The organism is Plantactinospora sp. BB1 (genome assembly GCF_003030385.1).
Classification (GTDB): domain Bacteria; phylum Actinomycetota; class Actinomycetes; order Mycobacteriales; family Micromonosporaceae; genus Plantactinospora.
The window spans coordinates 7,808,695-7,826,787 of the sequence record NZ_CP028159.1 but is presented as its reverse complement, the minus strand read 5'-3'; the positions used below and the strand labels follow the sequence as shown (position 1 = coordinate 7,826,787).

The following is an 18,093-nucleotide window of genomic DNA, read 5'->3' as shown; positions in this document are numbered from 1 at the left end:
ATCGGACCGGGCACGCCGAGACACTCCCGGCGGCCGGCCTTTCCCGGGTAGGGGCAGCCCTACCCGGCCGGGTACGCGCCGGTCAGACCGCGAAGGTGGCGGGGCGGTCGTTCGCCGGGGCCGGCGGGGTGGCCTTCCAGATGCCGAGTCGCTGCGCGGTCAGCCGGGCCACGTACGCCGGGTTGAGCACCATGTACCGGTGGAAGAGGCGCTTCGGCTCCAGCCCGAACCGCCACAGCCACTCCAGGCCCACCCGCTGCATCCACGGTGGAGGCTTGCGGAGCAGGCCGGCGTGGTAGTCGAAGGCCGCGCCGACCGCCATCAGCGGCATGTCGAGCAGCGGCCGCATCGCGTACGCGAAGACCTCCTGCCGGGGGCAGCCGAGCCCGACCAGCACGAGCCGGGCCCCGGAGGCACGGATCCGGTCGGCGATCTCGGCGTCCTCGCCCGGTCGGGCCGGCCGGAACTTCGACGACTCCACCCCGGCGATCTTCAGCGCCGGGAACATCCGCTCCAGCTCCGGGATCAGCCGGGCCAGGGTGGCGTCGGTGGAACCGTAGAGATAGACCGGCATCCCCTCGTCGGCGAACCTGGCCAGCACGCTCAGCGTCAGATCGGGGCCGTAGACCCGCTCGGCCAGGGCGGCGCGGTGCAGCAGGTTGAGCGCCCACCGCACGGGCTGCCCGTCCGGGGTGACCACGTCGAAGGCGTTGAGCCGGGCGTTGTGCGCCGGGTCGAGCACCCCGGTCATCACGCCGTGCACGGCCAGCGCGGTCAGCGCCATCGGCCGGCGTTCCCGCCCGGCGGCCACCACCTGCTCGGTCGCGGCCTCGTAGTCGACCGCGTCGACCAGTACGCCGAGCACGTTCCGCTTGCCCCGCGAGATCACGCCTTCTCCCCGCCCTGCGGTATCCACTTGTCGACGTTGGCGGCGTAGATCTCCTGGAGGATCATCGGCACGTCGTAGATCTGCTTCCAGTGCGGGTAGTCGCGCTGGAAGGCGGCGTTCGAGCCGATCCACCACTGGTGGTCGCCGACCCGGTTCGCCTCGTGGTATTCGGTGACCATCTCCTGCCCGGTGATCTGCTCGGCCAGCGCGAACGCCTCCAGGTGCGAGCAGTTCGAGTGCCGCCCGCCACCGAGGTTGTAGACCGCCGCCGAGCGGGGCTCCCGGAAGAACGCCTCGAAGGCGGCGACCACGTCGTGGCTGTGGATCGCGTCCCGGACCATCTTGCCCTTGTACCCGAAGATCTTGTATGTCCGGCGTTCCATGTTGCAGCGCATCACGTAGCCGAGGTAGCCGTGCAGCTCGGTGGCGGAGTGCGCCGGGCCGGTCAGCGTGCCGCCCCGGAAGCAGGCGGTCTTCATGCCGAAGTAGCGGCCGTACTCCTGCACCATCACGTCGGCGGCGACCTTGGAGGCACCGAAGACCGAGTGCAGCGAGCCGTCGATCGACATGTCCTCCTTGATGCCGTCGAAGTACGGGTGGTCGGCCGCGAGTTCCCAGCGGGTCTCCTGCTCGATCAGCGGGAGACTGTTCGGCCGGTCGCCGTAGACCTTGTTGGTGGAGCAGTGGATGACCGGGGCGTCGATGCAGTGCTCGCGGACGTTCTGCAGGACGTTGAGCGTGCCGCCCGCGTTCACGTCGAAGTCGGTGAACGGGTCGCGCAGGGCCCAGTCGTGCGAGGGCTGCGCGGCGGTGTGGATCACCACGCCGATGTCCCGGCCGTACCGCCGGAAGATCCCCGCCAGCGCGTCCCGGTCGCGGATGTCGACGTCGTGGTGGGTGTACGCGTCACCGAGGTCACTGGTGAGCCGCAGCACGTTCCACGCGGTGGAGGCCTCGGCACCGAAGAAGCGCCGCCGCATGTCGTTGTCGATTCCGACCACGTCCAGGCCGAGCCCGGCGAAGTGCCGGACCGCCTCCGAGCCGATCAGGCCGCCGGATCCGGTCACCAACGCGACTGTCACACGCACTCCTGGTCTGCCCTCGGGTCGGAAAACCACCGGAGCATAGCGCGATGGCGCCTTTGCCCCGATATGAACGAGGGGCCCCGTGTCACCACGGAGCCCCTCGAAGCGGTGGGGAAGGGGGGAGTTGAACCCCCACGCCCTTTCGGGCACACGGACCTGAACCGTGCGCGTCTGCCATTCCGCCACTTCCCCTTGCGAGGCGTGACCCGCGTCGCCCCGTGCCCTCTCGACGAGAGGCCCGGGACAACCCGACTCATCCCCCGAGCGCGCCACAGGACAATAACAATCATGTCCGGAGCCCACTCTTCGGCATGTGCCGGGACATACTACGCTGTCCCTACTGCCGCTGCGGGCGTTACCGCTCGCAGCGGATGGAAGAGTAGCACGACTATCCCCGGCCACTGAGGAGAGGCCGGATGCAGGCGGCCGAGCGGCGTGCGAGCCGCACGTGCGGCGGCCGGATACCATCATGTCCTCGGAACCCGAGGAGGAGCCGGTGAGCGTGCTGCAACGCTTTGAGAAGCGTCTGGAGGGCCTGGTCGAGGGGGCCTTCGCAAAGGTGTTCAAAGGGGTCGTGCACCCCGTCGAGATCCTCAACGCGATGCAGCGGGAGGCAGAGGCGCACAAGGCGATCCTCGCCGGTGGGCGCACTCTGGTACCCAACCGCTACGTGATCGATCTCTCACCGTACGACCACAGTCGGCTGGCGCCGTACGCCGCCGCGCTGGCCCAGGAGCTGGCCCAGTCGCAGGCGGAGTTCATCGGCGAGCAGGCGTGGACGGTCTACGGCGACGTCATCGTCGAGATCGAGCGCGGGGACGGCCTCGACACGGGGATGTTCCGGGTCACCGCCGAGGTCTACACCGGCGGCGACGTGGCGCCGGTGCACTCCTCGCCATACGACCAGCAGCCTGGCGGCTACCCGCCGTACGACCAGGGTGGCGGCTACGGCCCGCCGCCGGGGCACGGCGCGGGCGGTCGCAACATCCGGCTGGTCTCCGGCGACGGCCGCACCTACCCGTTGCAGATGGGCTCGACCGTGATCGGCCGGGGCGACCAGGCGAACCTGCGGCTGCCGGACGTCGGCATCTCCCGCCGGCACGCCCGGCTCGACTTCGACGGCGCCCAGGTGGTGCTGACCGACCTCGGGTCGACCAACGGCACCATGCTCAACGGGCAGCGGGTCTCCGCCGTGGCGCTCAACCCGGGCGACATGATCCAGCTCGGCACCACCACCCTGACCTTCCGCGTGGACGGCTAACCACCTTGCCCCCATTTGTCATCACCGTTGCCCGGATCGGCTTCATCGTCCTGCTGTGGATCTTCGTCTTCACGGTGGTCGGGGTGATCCGTCGGGACCTCTTCGCAGGCGCGAGGTCGAGTCGCCTCGTCGCCGCGCCGCGCGGGGTGGGGGCCGCGCTGGGACAGAACAAACCGGCGAAGGTCAAACGGGGCCGGGCGGCGCACCAGTTGGTCGTCACCGGGGGCCAACTCGCCGGCACACGGATCACGCTCGGCGAAGCACAGATCACCATCGGCCGGGCGGAGGATTCGACGCTGGTGATCACCGACGACTACGCCTCGGCCCGGCACGCCCGGCTCGTGCCCCGGTCCGGGCAGTGGTTCGTCGAAGATCTCGGCTCGACTAACGGGACCTACCTCGATCGCGCTAAGGTCACCGGACCTACCCCCGTCCCCCTCGGCGTGCCGATCCGGATCGGCCGCACTTCTCTCGAATTACGGCCATGACTCTGACCCTGCGTTACGCGGCGCACAGCGACCGCGGGCTGATCCGAGACGGCAACCAGGATTCCGTCTATGCCGGGCCGCGGCTTCTCGCCGTGGCCGACGGCATGGGCGGGATGGCCGCCGGTGACGTCGCCAGCAACATCGTCATCGGTGCCATGGCCCCGCTCGACGAGGACGTCCCGGGTGACGCCCTCGTCGACGCGCTGCGATCGGCCGTGGACACCGCCAACCAACAGTTGCGCGACACGGTGGACGCCAATCCGCATCTCGAGGGGATGGGCACCACGCTCACCGCTCTGCTCTTCTCGGGCAGCAAGATCGGCATGGTGCACATCGGTGACTCCCGCGCCTACCTGCTCCGCGACGGCGAGTTCGCCCAGATCACCAAGGACGACACGTACGTCCAGATGCTGGTCGACGAGGGCCGGATCAGCCTGGAGGAGGCGAGCAGCCACCCGCAGCGGTCGCTGCTCACCCGGGCGCTGGACGGCCGCGACATCGACCCCGAATACTCCGTACGCCAGGTGCGCACCGGCGACCGCTACCTGATCTGTAGCGACGGTCTCTCCGGCGTGGTGAGCGCGGAGACCATCGGGGAGACGCTGCGCAACGTCAAGGATCCCCAGGCGTGCGTCGAGCGGCTGGTGCAGCTCGCACTCCGCGGCGGCGGCCCGGACAACATCACCGTGATCATCGCGGACGCCAGCGACCAGGACATCCTGGAGGCGGCCCCGATCGTCGGCGGCGCGGCCTCCCGGGACCGGGGCATGGCGACCTCGGCCGACGACTCGACACCGGCCGCCCGGGCCTCGGCGCTCTCCCCGCCGCGTCCGGCCAGTCCGGAGCCGGCCGAGCCCGAGTCCTCCGCCGACGACGAGTCCGAGCGGCCCCGCCGGCACCCGCTGCGCACCGCCGTACTCGTGGTGGCGCTGCTCGGGGTGGTCGGCGCCGGGCTCTGGTTCGGCTGGGACTACACCCAGCGGCAGTACTACGTCGGCGCGACCGACGACGGCCAGCTCGCGGTCTTCCAGGGCATTCCGGGCCGGATCGCCGGGCTCGAACTGTCGAACGTGCACGCGACCAGCCCGACGAAGCTGGACGACCTGACCGATGCCGCCCAGGAGCAGGTGAAGCAGGGCATCCAGGCCGACGACGAGCCGGACGCGGAACGCCGGCTCGCGGAGCTGACGAACGAGGATCCCGGCAACCCCAACCTGAAGCCGCTCTGCCAGCCGAGCGCCACGGCCGGCCCCACCCCCACGCCGAGCGCCACCCCGGCGGCCCCGACCACACCCACTCCTACCCCCGGCCAGACCGTGCGGGCGACCGCCACTCCGGCGGACACGCCCGACGCGCCACCGTCCGACCCGATCCCGCCGGTCACCGACCCTGCGGGATGCCGGTCGATCGAGTGAGCGTCAGCTCCGACGATCCGAGGGAACTCACGTGACCGCCCCGCCTGGATCGGCATCGACGCCCGCACCCACGGGCGAGTTGCCACGTGTCCGAGTCGCCGCCAGGTCCAGGCGGAACGCCGAGTTGGCGCTGCTGCTGCTCGCCATGGTCGTCGTGGCGGCGTACGCGGCGACGGCCGAGGCGAACCTGCTCGACACGGTGACCTTCGACTTCTGGGTACCGATCGCCTCGATCACCGCCGTCTTCCTGGCGATCCACGTGGTGGTCCGGTTCCTGGCGCCGTACGCCGATCCGGTACTCGTGCCGGCGGTCGCCCTGGTCAACGGCCTCGGCGTCGCCTTCCTGCGCCGGCTGGACCTGGCCAGGGCCACCCCGGACGAGCGGGCCGACCTCACCACGTTCTCCGGCACCGGCGGGCGGCAACTCGCCTGGACGCTGCTCTCGGTGGCGCTCGCCGCCGGGCTGCTGGTGCTGATCCGCGACCACCGGGCGATCAGCCGGTACGCCTACACCCTGGTGCTGGCCGGCATCGTGCTGGTGATCACCCCGGCGCTGTTGCCCGCGAAGTACTCGCAGGTCAACCCGCAGTCGGACGCCAAGCTCTGGATCAGTTTCGGCGGGTTCACGATCCAGCCCGGCGAGTTCGCCAAGCTGGCCCTGCTGGTCTTCTTCGCCTACTACCTGGTCCGCAAGCGCGAGGTGCTCTCGCTGGCCAGCCGGCGCTTCCTCGGCATCGACTTCCCGCGCGGCCGGGACCTCGGTCCGGTCATCGTGGTCTGGCTGATCAGCCTCGCGGTGCTGGTCTTCCAGAAGGACCTCGGCACCTCGCTGCTCTACTTCGGCATGTTCGTGGTCACCCTCTACATCGCCACCGAACGGGTCAGCTGGCTGATCATCGGTCTGCTGCTCTTCTTCGGCGGTGCCGTGCTCGCCTGGTATCTCGGCAGCACCGTCGGGGGCCCGTTCGCCAGCTTCTACACCCGGGTCGACATCTGGCTCGACCCGTACGGCGACCCGTACGGCAGCGGTTGGCAGACCCTGCAAGGGCTGCTCGGCCTGGGTACCGGTGGACTCTTCGGCACCGGCCCCGGTGCCGGGCAGCCGACCGAGATTCCCGAGGTGCACACGGACTTCGTCTTCGCCGGCCTGGGCGAGGAGATCGGCCTCTTCGGGCTCTCCGCCCTGCTGGTGGTCTACCTGCTCATCATCGAGCGGGGGCTGCGGGCGGCGCTGGCCGTGCGTGACTCGTTCGGCAAGCTGCTCGCCGGCGGTCTCTCCTTCACGGTCTGCCTCCAGCTCTTCGTGATCATCGGTGGCGTCAGCGGCCTGATCCCGCTCACCGGCCAGACCACGCCGTTCCTCTCCGCCGGTGGCTCGTCGCTGATGGCGAACTGGCTGCTGGTGGCGGCCCTGCTCCGGATCTCCGACGCCGCGCGCCGGCCGGCTGACACCGCGTCACCGGCCCGGCCGAGCGGGGTTCCCGCCGGTCCACCGGCACAGTTGCACGGCGCCACGACGGAGGTGATCAGACCGTGAACGCACCCCTGCGCAAGGTGGGCGTCGTCGTGATGGTCCTGTTTGGCCTGCTCTTCGTCAACCTCAACTACGTACAGGCGTACAAGGCCGACGAATATCGCAACAGCGACTACAACGGCCGGGTCCAGGTCGCCGAGTACGAGCGCAAGCGCGGAATCATCGAGGCCGGCGGTACGCCCCTGGCGACGAGCAAGGAGACCGGCGGCAAGCTGAACTTCCTCCGCACCTACCCGAAGGGCGAGGTGTACGCGCACGCGCTCGGCTACAAGCCGGTCAACCTGGCCGACACCGGCATCGAGAAGAGCGAGAACGAGTTCCTCGCCGGCACCAGCGACCAGCTCTTCGGGGACCGGGTGCGGGACCTCTTCACCGGCAACCAGACCGCCGGCGGGAACATCCTGCTCACCCTCTCGCCCCGGGCGCAGGAGACCGCCTACCGCGAGCTGACCAACAACCGCAACGACGTGACCAAGGGCGCGGCGGTGGCGCTCGACCCCACCACCGGGGCGATCCAGGCGCTCGTCTCGATGCCGAGCTTCGACCCGAACCCGCTGGTCGACCACGACACCAAGAAGGCCGAGGCCGCGTACAACCAGCTCGACGCGGCCAAGGACGGGCCGCTGAAGAACCGGGCGCTCGCCGAGACCTTCCCGCCGGGCTCCACCTTCAAGGTGATCACCGCGGCGGCGGCGCTGGAGAACGGGTACGACCCCGGCACCCGGATTCCGGCCGGCCCGAGCTATCTGGCGCCGACGGCCGGGGCGCCGATCCGCAACGCGTCGCCGGGCATCTGCCCGGAGGCCCAGGTCACGCTGACCCAGGCGTTGACCGAGTCCTGCAACACCGGCTTCGCCCAGCTCGGGGTCAAGCTCGGCGCCGCCAAGCTCAAGGACGAGGCCCGGCAGTTCGGTTTCGAGGACGACGAGCTGAGCGTCGGCCGGCTGAACGGTTCGGGCCAGAAGGCGGCGGCCAGCCGTACCGGCGAGATGGCCACCCCGGACGGCAACGACGACCCGCCGCAGGTGGCGCAGTCCTCGATCGGGCAGAACAACGTCCGGATGACCCCACTCCAGGGCGCGATGATCGCGGCGACCGTCGCCAACGACGGGCGACAGATGCGGCCCTACCTGGTGCAGCAGCAGCTCGGCCCGGACCGCACCACCGACTACTACACCGCGGTCCCCAAGGAGCTGCGCGAGCCGGTCAGCGCCGACGTGGCCAGCCAGCTCGAAGAGATGATGGTCAGCGTGGTGCAGAACGGCACCGGCACCAACGCGCGGATCAACGGCTACCGGGTCGGCGGCAAGACCGGAACCGCCGAGAACGGCGGAGACAACGCCGACCACGGCTGGTTCATCGGGTTCGCGATCAACAGCGCCGGCAAGCCGGTCTCGGCGGTCTGCGTCTTCCTGGAGAACGCCGGCTCGGGCGGCAGCGGCGAGGCGGCGCGGATCAGCCAGCAGATCATGCGGGCGGTCATCCAGGACCGGGGAGGCCGCTGACATGCTGAAGCCCGGAGTGCTGCTCGGTAACCGGTACCGCCTCGACGAGCGGATCGCCGGTGGCGGCATGGGCGACGTGTGGCGGGGCACCGACGAGGTGCTCGGCCGTACGGTGGCGGTCAAGATCCTGCTGCCGGCGCTGCTGGACGAGCCGGGCTTCGCCGAGCGCTTCCGGGGCGAGGCCCGGACGATGGCCACCATCAACCACCCCGGGGTGGTGGACGTCTACGACTACGGCAGCGACCAGCAGATCGCCTTCCTGGTCATGGAGTACGTCGAGGGCGACGCGCTCTCCCGGACGCTGAGCCGGGTCGGCCGGCTCACCCCGGCCCGCACCATGGCACTGGTCGCGCAGGCCGCCGACGCGTTGCAGGCCGCGCACGACAAGGGCATCGTGCACCGGGACGTGAAGCCGGGCAACCTGCTGGTCCGGCCGAACGGCACGCTGGTGCTGACCGACTTCGGCATCGCCCGCTCGGCCCTGGTCGGCCAGCTCACCGCCGCCGGTTCGGTACTCGGCACCGCGTCGTACATCTCGCCGGAGCAGGCCGCCGGCGAGGTCGCCACCGCCTGCTCCGACGTGTACGCGCTCGGCGTGGTCGCGTACCAGTGCCTCGCCGGCCGGCGGCCGTTCGAGGGCAACAGTGCGATCGAGATCGCCATGAAGCACGTCCGGGACACTCCCCGGCAGCTTCCCGGCGACATCCCACCGGCGATCCGGGCGATCGTCGAGCGGTCGATGGCGAAGGACCCGAAGGCCCGCTGGCAGAGCGCGGCCGAGCTGGCCGCGGTGTCCCGGCAGGCCGCCGCCACGATCGGGATGGCCAACCAGCCCGGCCGGCCGGTCGGATCGCTGCCGGTGCCGCCGCAGCGTCCCGCGCCGCCGCCGGCCGCGCCGGTGATGCCGCCCCGGCCGACCTCGGTGCCGCCCGCGCCCCGGGTGCCACCCGCCGCCGCGCGGGTGGCGCCGCACTCGCCGGCCGTCGCGCCGGTGGCCCGCCCGCCGGCCGGTACGGCGCCGGTCGGGCCCGCCGGCTACAACCGCGGCGCGGCCCCGGTGCCGCAGCCGGTCCGGCCTCGCCCGGAGGCCGCATACTCGTATCCGGGGCGTCCGGCCGTACCGCCGCCGTCGCCCGGGAACCGCTCCTTGCTGATCGCGCTCTTCGTTGTGCTGGGCCTGTTGGTACTGATCTGCTCGGGCGTGGTTGCCTTCAACTGGAAAGAGAACCAGAACAACAGCGGCATGTCAGCGCCCCAGACGGCGATATCGGAATTCCGGCCGGAAGCCGGACGCGACGCACCGCCCGGTGCGCCGTACCGTCAGGTGGAACGGACCGGATACCCCGGCGGGGTGACCAGATGAGCGAAGGACGACAGACGAGATGACGGCGCAGGCCCGCCTGCTGGGTGGCAGGTACCAGGTCGGCGAGCTGCTCGGTTACGGCGGCATGGCCGAGGTGCACCGCGGGCGCGACCTCCGGCTCGGCCGCGATGTCGCGATCAAGATGCTTCGTACCGATCTGGCCCGTGACGACACCTTCCAGATGCGTTTCCGGCGGGAGGCGCAGAACGCCGCCTCGCTGAACCACCCCGCGATCGTCGCCGTCTACGACACCGGCGAGGAGATCGCGCCCACCGGCGAGACCCTGCCGTTCATCGTGATGGAGTTCGTCAACGGCCGGACGCTCAAGGAGGTGCTCGCCGCCGAGGGACGGCTGATGCCCCGTCGGGCCCTGGAGATCACTGCCGACGTCTGCGCCGCGCTGGAGTTCAGCCACCGGCACGGGATCATCCACCGGGACATCAAGCCCGGCAACGTGATGATGACCCAGACCGGCCAGGTCAAGGTGATGGACTTCGGCATCGCCCGGGCGCTGGCCAGCGGCGCCACCACGATGACGCAGACCAGCGCGGTGATCGGTACGGCCCAGTACCTCTCCCCCGAGCAGGCCCGGGGCGAGGCGGTGGACGCCCGGTCGGACGTCTACGCCGCCGGTTGCGTCCTCTTCGAGCTGCTCTGCGGCCATCCGCCGTTCGTCGGTGACAGCCCGGTCAGCGTCGCCTACCAGCATGTCCGGGAAGATCCGCCGTCGCCGAGCGACCTCAACCCGGACGTCACCCCGCCGATCGACGCGATCGTGCTCAAGGCGCTGTCGAAGAACCCGCTCAACCGCTACCAGAGCGCGGCCGAGATGCGTGCCGACCTGCTCCGTGCGGCGGCCGGCCGGCCGGTGATGGCCACCCCGGTGCTGCGCGAGGACGAGACGATGGCGATGTCGCACACCGCCACCACCCGGCAGATCCAGGCCGGCGGAGGACGGCCGATGCCGCCGGCCCGGGTCGGTGACGCGCGGCGCCGCAAGGCCTCTGCCTGGGTGATCGCCACGCTGAGCGGCCTCGGGGTGCTCGCGGTGATCGCCCTGGTCGCCGCGCTGATGCTCAACAACGACCAGGACCCGGGCGCCACGGCCAGCGTCGAGGTGCCGAACGTGGTCGGCAGCACCGAGGCGGCGGCCCGGAACGCCCTCGAACAGGCGGAGCTGACCGCCAAGGTCGGCGACCCGGACACCAGCGACGAGTGCAAGGTGGGACAGGTCACCTCGCAGAGTCAGCCGCCGACCACCAAGGTCGACGCGGGTACCGAGATCGAGATCCGGGTCTGCACCGGCCCCGGCACCGTCACCGTCCCGGCCGGCCTGGTCGGCGGCACCTTCGAGTCCGCCGAGATCCGGCTCAAGGAGCAGGGCCTGACGGTCAAGCGCACCGACGTGAACAGCGAGAGGAACAAGGGCACCGTCACCGAGGTCGACCCGGCCGAGGGCAGGAAGGTCGCCAAGGGCAGCACGGTGACCGTCTCGGTCTCCCGGGGCAACGTCGTCGAGGTGCCGAGGGTCCTCGGGCTCCAGGAGGACGAGGCGCGGGAGCGGCTGGACCGGGCCGGCTTCGACGTGAGGGTCGTCGACGGTGAGCCGGTGCCGCCGGCCGAGGCCGGCGAGGTGACCCGGCAGAACCCGTCCGCCGGGGAGAAGAAGCCGACCGGTACGACCGTGACGATCACCGTCAGCGTGGCGCAGGAGGACGAACCGACTCCCCCCACCCCCACTCCCACGCCCACCGGGCCGGGCGACGGCGGCGGCGGTGGCGGACTGTTCCCGCCGGTGAACCCGCCGGTCACCCGACCCGAATCACGGTGATCGCGGCGGCGCGGCTGACCTCGCCGCGCCCGCACCACCCTCCGGCGGAGTCGCCCGGGGTGGTCGGCGACCACGCGCCGGGCCGGCCAGCCTGAGACCGTGACGCCCAGTTCCAGGGCCGCCACGCCCGGGCTCGGACCGTGACGCCCCTTCTCGGGGCGTCACGTCGGCTCAGACCGTGACGAAGGCGGCCCGACGTCGGGCGTCGACCTCGGCGGCCAGCGCGGGAGCCCGGTCCAGTGCCGCCGGCAGGCCGCAGTTGGCGAGCCAGTTCGCGAGCATCAGGTGACCGCCCTCGGTCAACACCGACTCGGGGTGGAACTGCACCCCCTCGACCGGCAGCTCGCGGTGCCGCATCGCCATCACCACGCCCGACTCGGTCCAGCCGGTGACCTCGATCTCCGCCGGCAGGGTCTCCGGGGGTACGGCGAGCGAGTGGTAGCGGGTCGCGGTGAACGGGTCCGGCAGCCCGGCCAGTACGCCCACACCCCGGTGCCGGACCTCGGACGTCTTGCCGTGCAGCAGCTCGGGTGCCCGTTCGACCGTCCCGCCGAAGGCGGCGCCGATGGCCTGGTGACCGAGGCAGACGCCGAGGATCGGCAGCCGGCCGGCGTACTCGCGGATCACGTCGAGGCAGACGCCGGCCCGGTCCGGAGTGCCGGGGCCGGGTGAGAGCAACACTCCGGCCACGTCCAGCCGGCCCACCTCGGCGAGGTCGATCTCGTCGTTGCGGCGTACCTCGCAGTCGGCACCGAGCTGGCCGAGGTACTGCACGAGGTTGAAGACGAACGAGTCGTAGTTGTCGATCACGAGGACGCGCATCGGGCCTACCTGGTGGGGCTCGGGGGCGGAGTGTTGTTCCGGGTGGTGTCGTACGGCAGCTCGTGCTCGTCGCCGGAGGGTTCGCCGCCGACGCCCGGATCCTCGCCCTCGACCCCGGGCTCATCGGCCGGCCCCCCGGGGACTCCGTTGTCCTGGGTCACCTGGACGTCGTCGAACGGCAGCAGCGGCTCGGCCCACGGGAAGACGACGTACCAGAGCAGGGCGAGCAGGCTCGCGACGATCAGCAGCGAGCCGATCAGTTTGCCCGGTACCCCGAACGGCAGCTTGCGCCAGATCCACGCGTACATGGCGGGGTCAGTCGTCCAACTCGGGCGGGCGGGGCGAGCCGACCGTCTTCGGCTCGGTACGGATCAGCTCCGCGTGCACGATCAACCGCTGGTAGTTGTCGAACTTCGGGTTGCAGGTGGTCAGGGTCAGCATCGCCTTCTTCGGCTTCGCACCGGGCTTGCCGGGGACCGGGGCGACCACCTCGACCTGGGACGGCCTGACGATCCGGGTCTGCGACACGTGGTAGACGAACCAGGCTTCCTTGGACTCCACGACGATCGAGTCGCCGTCGTCGAGTTCGTCGAGCCGCCAGAAGGTGGCCCGGTTCCGGTGGCCGGCGACCGAGAAGTTGCCGACCTGTCCGGGCAGGGCGCTGGTCGGGTAGTGGCCGGGGGCGTACCGGATGTCCTTCTGGGTGACGCCCTCGACCACGACCCAGTGCTTGTCCAGCTTGGGGATGTAGAGCCCGGCGATCGGCTTGCCCTGCACCGGCTTGGCCGGCTTCGGGGTGGCGGTGGGGGTCGGGCCGACCGTCGGGTCGGGCTCGTCCCACTGCTGTGCCAGTTGCTGGCCGAGGTCGTCCTGGTGTGCGTTGACGATGGTGGACTTGCCCCAGACCTCGTACGCCGCGAAGAGCAGGACGACCAGGCCGAAGGTGATCAGCACCTCGCCGGTGGCCCGGATGCCGGTCCGGATCCGGGAGCCGAGCGACGGCCGGGTCAGCTCGGAGTAGACGCTCTTGTAGCCCTCGCCGGTCTGTTCCGGGCGGAGTTGGACGACCCGCTCGCCGCGCCGGGGGCGCTGGTCGGCGTCCGCTGCGCCGTCCGGGTCGGCTGAGCCGCCCGCGTCGTCGCTGGCCGGCGGGGGTGGGATCGCGCCGATCAGCGCGGTCGCCTCGATGTCGTCGTGGCGGGGCACTGCGGCGGGCCGGACCTGCGGCAGCGCGGTGGTGGCCTCGGCGGCGGCGGTGCGGTGCGGCGGTACGGGCGTGCCGGCGGCGGCGCCGGAGGCCCGCTGCGACATCGGCGGGATCGGCGCGGTGGTCTCGGGGTCCGCCGGGGGGACGGTCGGGATGAGCGCGGTCGGGCTGTCGACGCGACCCGCTCCGTTGGCCCGACGGCCGAGGTCGTCCGGGGACGGCTGCCGGTGGCCGGGCTCGGCGGGTTTCCAGCGATCGGCTTCGGCGGTGGCCGGGGTCGGCTCCCAGGCGCCCGGTCGGACGGCGGGCGCCGGTTCCCGCCGCTCCGGGACGCTCTCCGGAGCCGGCGACCAGGGTTCGGGCTCGGCGGACGCGACGGGTCGGCCGGCGGGTGGCGCCAGCTCCCGACGCTCCGACGGCGGACCGGCGACCCGGAACTCGGGCTCGACCGGCTGGTACGGCTGCCGGAACTCCGGCTCAGCCGGCTGGTACGGCTGCCGGAACTCCGGCTCGGCCGGCTGGTACGGCTGCCGGAACTCCGGCTCAACCGGTGAGTAGGGCTGCCGGAACTCGGGTTCGACCGGTTGGTACGGCTGCCGGAACTCCGGCTCGGCCGGCTGGTAGGGCTGCCGGAACTCGGAGTCGGCCGGCGGGTAGGGCTGCGGTCGGTAGCCGTCGGCCGGGCCGCGACGGTCCCCGGACCGACCGTGCTCTCCCGGACGGGGTTCCGGTGCGGGCGGGCCGACGGTGTCGTGTGCGGCCGGCGGAGGCGGCTCGGGTGTGCGCGGTCCCCGGCCCGGCGGCGCCGGCACGACGTGGTCGACCGTGATCCGGGGGCGGCGGCTGCCCGGCTCCGCCGGCTCCGGGCGGGCCGGCCGCAGTGCCCGGTCGGCCGCCGGTGGCTCGTCGGCCTCCGGCAGTCGGGGGATGAACATCGTCGGGTCGTCGCCGTCCGGGGCGCGGTGCCGACCGTTGCGGGCGGAGTTCGGGTCGCCGGCCACCGGAGTCACCCCGGAACCTTGGCCGACCGGAGTCCGCCGGGACCGTCGTACGCGGGAACCGTCACGCTGGGCTCCACTGTCTCGCGGTATCCGAGGTGGTAGTGGGTGACCGCGTCCCTGAACAACCGGACCCCCTCGGACGCGGCGAGCGCTCGCTGTAGTGCGGCGGGATTGCCGATGGCGGTGATCTTGAACGGTGGTGAGTACACCCGGCCGTGCAGGAGCAGGGTGTTCCCCACGCAGCGTACCGCGCTGGTGGAGAGGACCCGGACACCCATGATGGTCATCGCCTCGGCGCCGCCGGCCCAGAGCGCGTTGACCACGGCCTGTACGTCGCCCTGGTGCACCACGAGATCGTCGTTGCTGACGTCGGCCGGCAGCTTGCCGTCGCCCTGCTGTGGCGCGTCGTCGAGTTCGACCGTGACGCCGGGGCCGGCCAACGCGGTGAACCCGGCCGCCTCCCGGCTGCCGGTGGCCCGGTCCCGCTGGGCCGCCACCCGGCCGTCGGAGCCGCCGAGCGCCTCGGCCTGGCTCTCCACCTCGTCCCGGAGTGCGGCGGCCCGTTCCTGCCCGGAGGCGACCTGGTCGCGGCGGTCCTCGATGAGCTGGGCGAGCTCCGGGCGGCGGTCCTCGCGCAGCGACGTGCCCCCGGCGGTGGTGGCCGTGGTGGTGAAGAGCAGCCCGGCGGCGAGCGCGATCAGGGGTACGCCCACCGACCACCCGGGGCGGCGCTCGGCCGACCGCCGGGGCAGCAGCCCCACGGCGGCGCGGCGGAGTACCTTCCGCCAGGAGGCGACGCCGGAGGTGTACTCCATCGAGCCTTCTCCCTCACGATCATACCGATCTGGTAATTATGTCCTAATCGCGGGAATTACCGAGGCGATCCGGGCGTTCAACCGTCCGTACCCAGATGCCCGGGTCCGTGGCCTGAACGGGTTCTCGCGACTACGCTAGCTGTCGAACATTATTGGCCATGGACCGTCGCCCTTGCGTCCGGTTGTCAGGCCGGACGAGGATCACCACCCCCTCAGGAGAGCGCCGTGCCCAAGTCTCAGGTACGTAAGAAGAAGGTGTACACCCCGCCGACCGACGTCCGTCCGACGTCCACCGCGGCGACCCGTAAGCCTAGCCCGGTGTGGCTGCCGGCCACGGCGGTCGGGTTGATCGTCTTCGGCATCGGCTGGCTGGTGGTCTTCTACCTGTCCGACATGGAGTACCCCGTCGCCACCTGGCGGTACTGGAACCTCGCCATCGGCTTCGGCGCGATGGTCGGTTCGCTGGGCCTGCTCTCCCGCTGGCGCTGACTCCGGTCCGACATCCCGCCCCGGCGGTCCCGCCCCGGGCGGCTGCCGGTGGCGAACGCCTCGCCGCCCATTTCGGCCCTGCTGACTGTCGATGCGAGGATAGTCACGTTACCAACGAGTAACCTCGCCGCGTAGGCTTCGTGCATCGGCGCCGCCGGTCGACGGCCGGCCGGCGGCGGACGAGGTCAGACAGCAGGACGGGGAGGGCCAACAGGCATGGGCAGCGTCCAGATCGTCACCACGATCCTCGCCGCCGGCATCACCGCGGTCGCGGTGTGGCTGGCGACGCGTGCGGTGCTGCGGATGACCGCGGTGATCCGGCTCGGCCAGCCCGACCCGACGCGGTTCACCGACCGGGGTCTGCGGGCCAGGAACATGCTGGTCGAGACGCTCGGCCACACCCGGATGCTGCGCTGGAGCGTGGTGGGCGCCGCGCACTGGTTCGTGATGGTCGCCTTCCTCGTCCTCTCCCTGCTGGTGCTGGAGGCGTACTTCGAGGTGGTCACCCCGACCGGGGGACTGCCGCTGATCGGGCACTGGGTCGGCTACGGACTGGTCACCGAGCTGATCGGGATCCTCGGGGTGGTCGGGATCCTGGTGCTGATCGGCATCCGGCTGCGCAACCGGCCGAGCAACCCGGCCCGGCGCTCCCGGTTCACCGGCTCGACCATGTGGCAGGGCTACTTCGTCGAGGCCGTGGTGCTGGCCGTACTGGTCTGCGGGTTCCTGATCCGCGGCTTCAAGGTCGCCACCGACCATTTCGAGTTCCCGGCCTGGGCCACCCCGGTCAGCCACGCCGTCGGCGCGCTGCTGCCGGCCTGGGACGCGGGCACCAGCGTCACCGCCCTGGTGAAGATCGCGATCTCGATGACCTGGGTCATCGTGATCTCGCTGAACGTCACCATGGGCGTCGCCTGGCACCGGTTCGCCGCCTTCCCCAACATCTTCTTCAAGCGCGACCCCGGCCGGACCGGCTCCGGGCTCGGCGCGCTGCGCCCGATGACCAGCAACGGCAAGCCGCTCGACTTCGAGGAGGCCGACCCGGAGTCCGACCAGTTCGGGGTGGCCCAGGTCGAGCAGTTCAGCTGGAAGGGGCTGCTGGACTTCACCACCTGTACCGAGTGCGGGCGGTGCCAGTCGCAGTGCCCGGCCTGGAACACCGGCAAGCCGCTCTCGCCGAAGCTGCTGGTGCTGTCGCTGCGCGACCACGCGTACGCCAAGGCGCCGTACCTGCTCGCCGGTGGCGGCAAGGACCTGACCGGCGAGGAGAAGGCGACCGAGGCCCAGTTGGCGCACCTGGACGTGCTGGCGCTGGCCGAGGCGAACCGGCCGCTGATCGGCGGCGCCGAGGAGCTCGGGGTGATCGACCCTGACGTCCTCTGGTCCTGCACCACCTGCGGCGCCTGCGTCGAGCAGTGCCCGGTCGACATCGAGCACGTCGACCACATCGTGGACATGCGCCGCTACCAGGTGCTGATCGAGTCGAGCTTCCCCTCCGAGGCCGGCGTGATGCTGCGCAACCTGGAGAACAAGGGCAACCCGTGGGGCGCCCCGCCGAACACCCGGGAGGACTGGACCAAGGGCCTCGACTTCGAGGTGCCCCGGGTCGGCGAGGTCGAGGACTTCGAGTACCTCTTCTGGGTCGGCTGTGCCGGTGCGTTCGAGGACCGGGCCAAGAAGACCACCCGGGCGGTGGCCACCCTGCTGCACGAGGCGGGGGTGAACTTCGCCATCCTCGGCGAGGGCGAGACCTGTAGCGGTGACCCGGCCCGGCGGATCGGCAACGAGTTCGTCTTCCAGATGCTCGCCCAGCAGAACGTCGAGACCCTCAACGAGGCCTTCGGCGACCGCGAGCCGGCGAAGCGCAAGATCGTCGCCACCTGCCCGCACTGCTTCAACACCCTCGGCAACGAGTACGGCGAACTCGGTGGCCAGTTCGAGGTCGTGCACCACACCCAGTTGCTGGCCCACCTGGTCGCCGAGGGACGGCTCACCCCGGTCCAGCCGGTCGACGGCGGGCTGACCTACCACGACCCGTGCTACCTGGGCCGGCACAACCGGGTCTTCACCCCGCCCCGCGAGGTGCTCGGCGCGGCGGCGGCCGACGGGATCACCGAGATGCCCCGCAACCAGGAACGATCCTTCTGCTGCGGCGCCGGTGGTGCCCGGATGTGGATGGAGGAGCGGATCGGCAAGCGGATCAACGTCGACCGGGTCGAGGAGGCGATGTCGACCGGCGCGAAGACCGTCGCGGTCGGCTGCCCGTTCTGCTCGACGATGCTGAACGACGGGGTGAACGGCAAGGAGGCCGGCGACCAGGTCGAGGTGGTCGACGTCGCCACCGTGCTGCTCCGCTCGGTCAAGCCGGGCGCCTGACCGCCCGCCCGG

At 71.3% G+C, this 18,093-nt stretch carries 14 protein-coding genes, 1 tRNA gene and 1 pseudogene; 9 read left to right on the top strand and 7 right to left on the bottom strand.

Features of this window, described 5'->3' with window-relative positions; translation table 11 throughout:
- Positions 1-82: 82 nt before the first annotated feature.
- The 3 genes from C6W10_RS34375 to C6W10_RS34365 all read right to left on the bottom strand — a co-directional run bounded on the left by C6W10_RS34375 (position 83) and on the right by C6W10_RS34365 (position 2,166).
- Positions 83-889, bottom strand: a complete 807-nt coding sequence (locus C6W10_RS34375; protein ID WP_107263176.1) for a WecB/TagA/CpsF family glycosyltransferase — start codon at positions 887-889, stop codon at positions 83-85.
- Entirely contained in the window at positions 886-1,971 is a 1,086-nt protein-coding gene (locus C6W10_RS34370; RefSeq protein WP_107263175.1) for an NAD-dependent epimerase/dehydratase family protein, read from the bottom strand. The genes C6W10_RS34375 and C6W10_RS34370 overlap by 4 nt, the downstream gene beginning before the upstream one ends.
- Positions 1,972-2,083: 112 nt before the next feature.
- Positions 2,084-2,166: transfer RNA gene (locus tag C6W10_RS34365), tRNA-Leu, on the bottom strand.
- Between the two features lie 277 nt (positions 2,167-2,443).
- On the opposite strand from C6W10_RS34365, the gene C6W10_RS34360 reads away from it, so the two are divergent.
- The 7 genes and pseudogenes from C6W10_RS34360 (at position 2,444) to pknB (ending at position 11,371) form a co-directional block, all read left to right on the top strand.
- A complete protein-coding gene (locus tag C6W10_RS34360; protein WP_107263174.1) occupies positions 2,444-3,235 on the top strand; it encodes a DUF3662 and FHA domain-containing protein in 792 nt (263 codons plus the stop codon).
- 5 nt (positions 3,236-3,240) lie between these two features.
- Positions 3,241-3,723 (top strand): FHA domain-containing protein, encoded by a 483-nt coding sequence (locus C6W10_RS34355; protein WP_107263173.1) that lies wholly within the window; start codon positions 3,241-3,243, stop codon positions 3,721-3,723.
- Positions 3,720-5,138: a PP2C family serine/threonine-protein phosphatase gene (locus C6W10_RS34350; protein WP_107263172.1), complete on the top strand. Its 1,419-nt coding sequence runs from the start codon at positions 3,720-3,722 to the stop codon at positions 5,136-5,138. The genes C6W10_RS34355 and C6W10_RS34350 overlap by 4 nt, the downstream gene beginning before the upstream one ends.
- A 145-nt stretch (positions 5,139-5,283) precedes the next feature.
- A complete protein-coding gene (locus C6W10_RS34345) occupies positions 5,284-6,675 on the top strand; it encodes an FtsW/RodA/SpoVE family cell cycle protein (RefSeq protein WP_107264512.1) in 1,392 nt (463 codons plus the stop codon).
- Positions 6,672-8,177, top strand: coding sequence for a penicillin-binding protein 2 (locus C6W10_RS34340; protein WP_107263171.1), 1,506 nt, complete (start codon positions 6,672-6,674; stop codon positions 8,175-8,177). The genes C6W10_RS34345 and C6W10_RS34340 overlap by 4 nt, the downstream gene beginning before the upstream one ends.
- Position 8,178: 1 nt before the next feature.
- Positions 8,179-9,563, top strand: a pseudogene (locus tag C6W10_RS34335) (serine/threonine-protein kinase).
- Positions 9,560-11,371, top strand: coding sequence for a Stk1 family PASTA domain-containing Ser/Thr kinase (gene pknB, locus C6W10_RS34330; protein ID WP_107263169.1), 1,812 nt, complete (start codon positions 9,560-9,562; stop codon positions 11,369-11,371). Before C6W10_RS34335 ends, pknB begins: the two are co-directional and overlap by 4 nt.
- A 171-nt stretch (positions 11,372-11,542) precedes the next feature.
- On the opposite strand, the gene C6W10_RS34325 is transcribed toward pknB, so the two are convergent.
- From C6W10_RS34325 to C6W10_RS34310, 4 genes are read right to left on the bottom strand one after another with little or no spacing between them, the layout of a single operon-like run.
- Entirely contained in the window at positions 11,543-12,193 is a 651-nt protein-coding gene (locus C6W10_RS34325; RefSeq protein WP_107263168.1) for an aminodeoxychorismate/anthranilate synthase component II, read from the bottom strand.
- Between the two features lie 5 nt (positions 12,194-12,198).
- Entirely contained in the window at positions 12,199-12,501 is a 303-nt protein-coding gene (locus C6W10_RS34320) for a hypothetical protein (protein ID WP_107263167.1), read from the bottom strand.
- A 7-nt stretch (positions 12,502-12,508) separates the two neighbouring features.
- Positions 12,509-14,410, bottom strand: a complete 1,902-nt coding sequence (locus C6W10_RS37680) for a class E sortase (RefSeq protein ID WP_234361521.1) — start codon at positions 14,408-14,410, stop codon at positions 12,509-12,511.
- Complete coding sequence (locus C6W10_RS34310) at positions 14,407-15,216, bottom strand: DUF881 domain-containing protein (RefSeq protein ID WP_107263166.1); 810 nt, start codon at positions 15,214-15,216, stop codon at positions 14,407-14,409. The genes C6W10_RS37680 and C6W10_RS34310 overlap by 4 nt, the downstream gene beginning before the upstream one ends.
- Positions 15,217-15,441: 225 nt before the next feature.
- On the opposite strand from C6W10_RS34310, the gene C6W10_RS34305 reads away from it, so the two are divergent.
- A complete protein-coding gene (locus tag C6W10_RS34305; protein WP_101368904.1) occupies positions 15,442-15,705 on the top strand; it encodes a cell division protein CrgA in 264 nt (87 codons plus the stop codon).
- 216 nt (positions 15,706-15,921) lie between these two features.
- Positions 15,922-18,081 (top strand): (Fe-S)-binding protein, encoded by a 2,160-nt coding sequence (locus tag C6W10_RS34300; RefSeq protein WP_107263165.1) that lies wholly within the window; start codon positions 15,922-15,924, stop codon positions 18,079-18,081.
- Positions 18,082-18,093 lie beyond the last annotated feature (12 nt).

Excerpts from the sequence above, each read along its gene's own strand:
- C6W10_RS34360 (WP_107263174.1), top strand. The coding sequence starts at position 2,444 with ATGTCCTCGGAACCCGAGGAGGAGCCGGTGAGCGTGCTGCAACGCTTT.
- pknB (WP_107263169.1), top strand. The coding sequence starts at position 9,560 with ATGACGGCGCAGGCCCGCCTGCTGGGTGGCAGGTACCAGGTCGGCGAG.
- C6W10_RS34320 (WP_107263167.1), bottom strand. The coding sequence starts at position 12,501 with ATGTACGCGTGGATCTGGCGCAAGCTGCCGTTCGGGGTACCGGGCAAA.
- C6W10_RS34345 (WP_107264512.1), top strand. The coding sequence starts at position 5,284 with ATGGTCGTCGTGGCGGCGTACGCGGCGACGGCCGAGGCGAACCTGCTC.
- C6W10_RS34310 (WP_107263166.1), bottom strand. The coding sequence starts at position 15,216 with ATGGAGTACACCTCCGGCGTCGCCTCCTGGCGGAAGGTACTCCGCCGC.
- C6W10_RS34300 (WP_107263165.1), top strand. The coding sequence starts at position 15,922 with ATGGGCAGCGTCCAGATCGTCACCACGATCCTCGCCGCCGGCATCACC.
- C6W10_RS34325 (WP_107263168.1), bottom strand. The coding sequence starts at position 12,193 with ATGCGCGTCCTCGTGATCGACAACTACGACTCGTTCGTCTTCAACCTC.
- C6W10_RS34350 (WP_107263172.1), top strand. The coding sequence starts at position 3,720 with ATGACTCTGACCCTGCGTTACGCGGCGCACAGCGACCGCGGGCTGATC.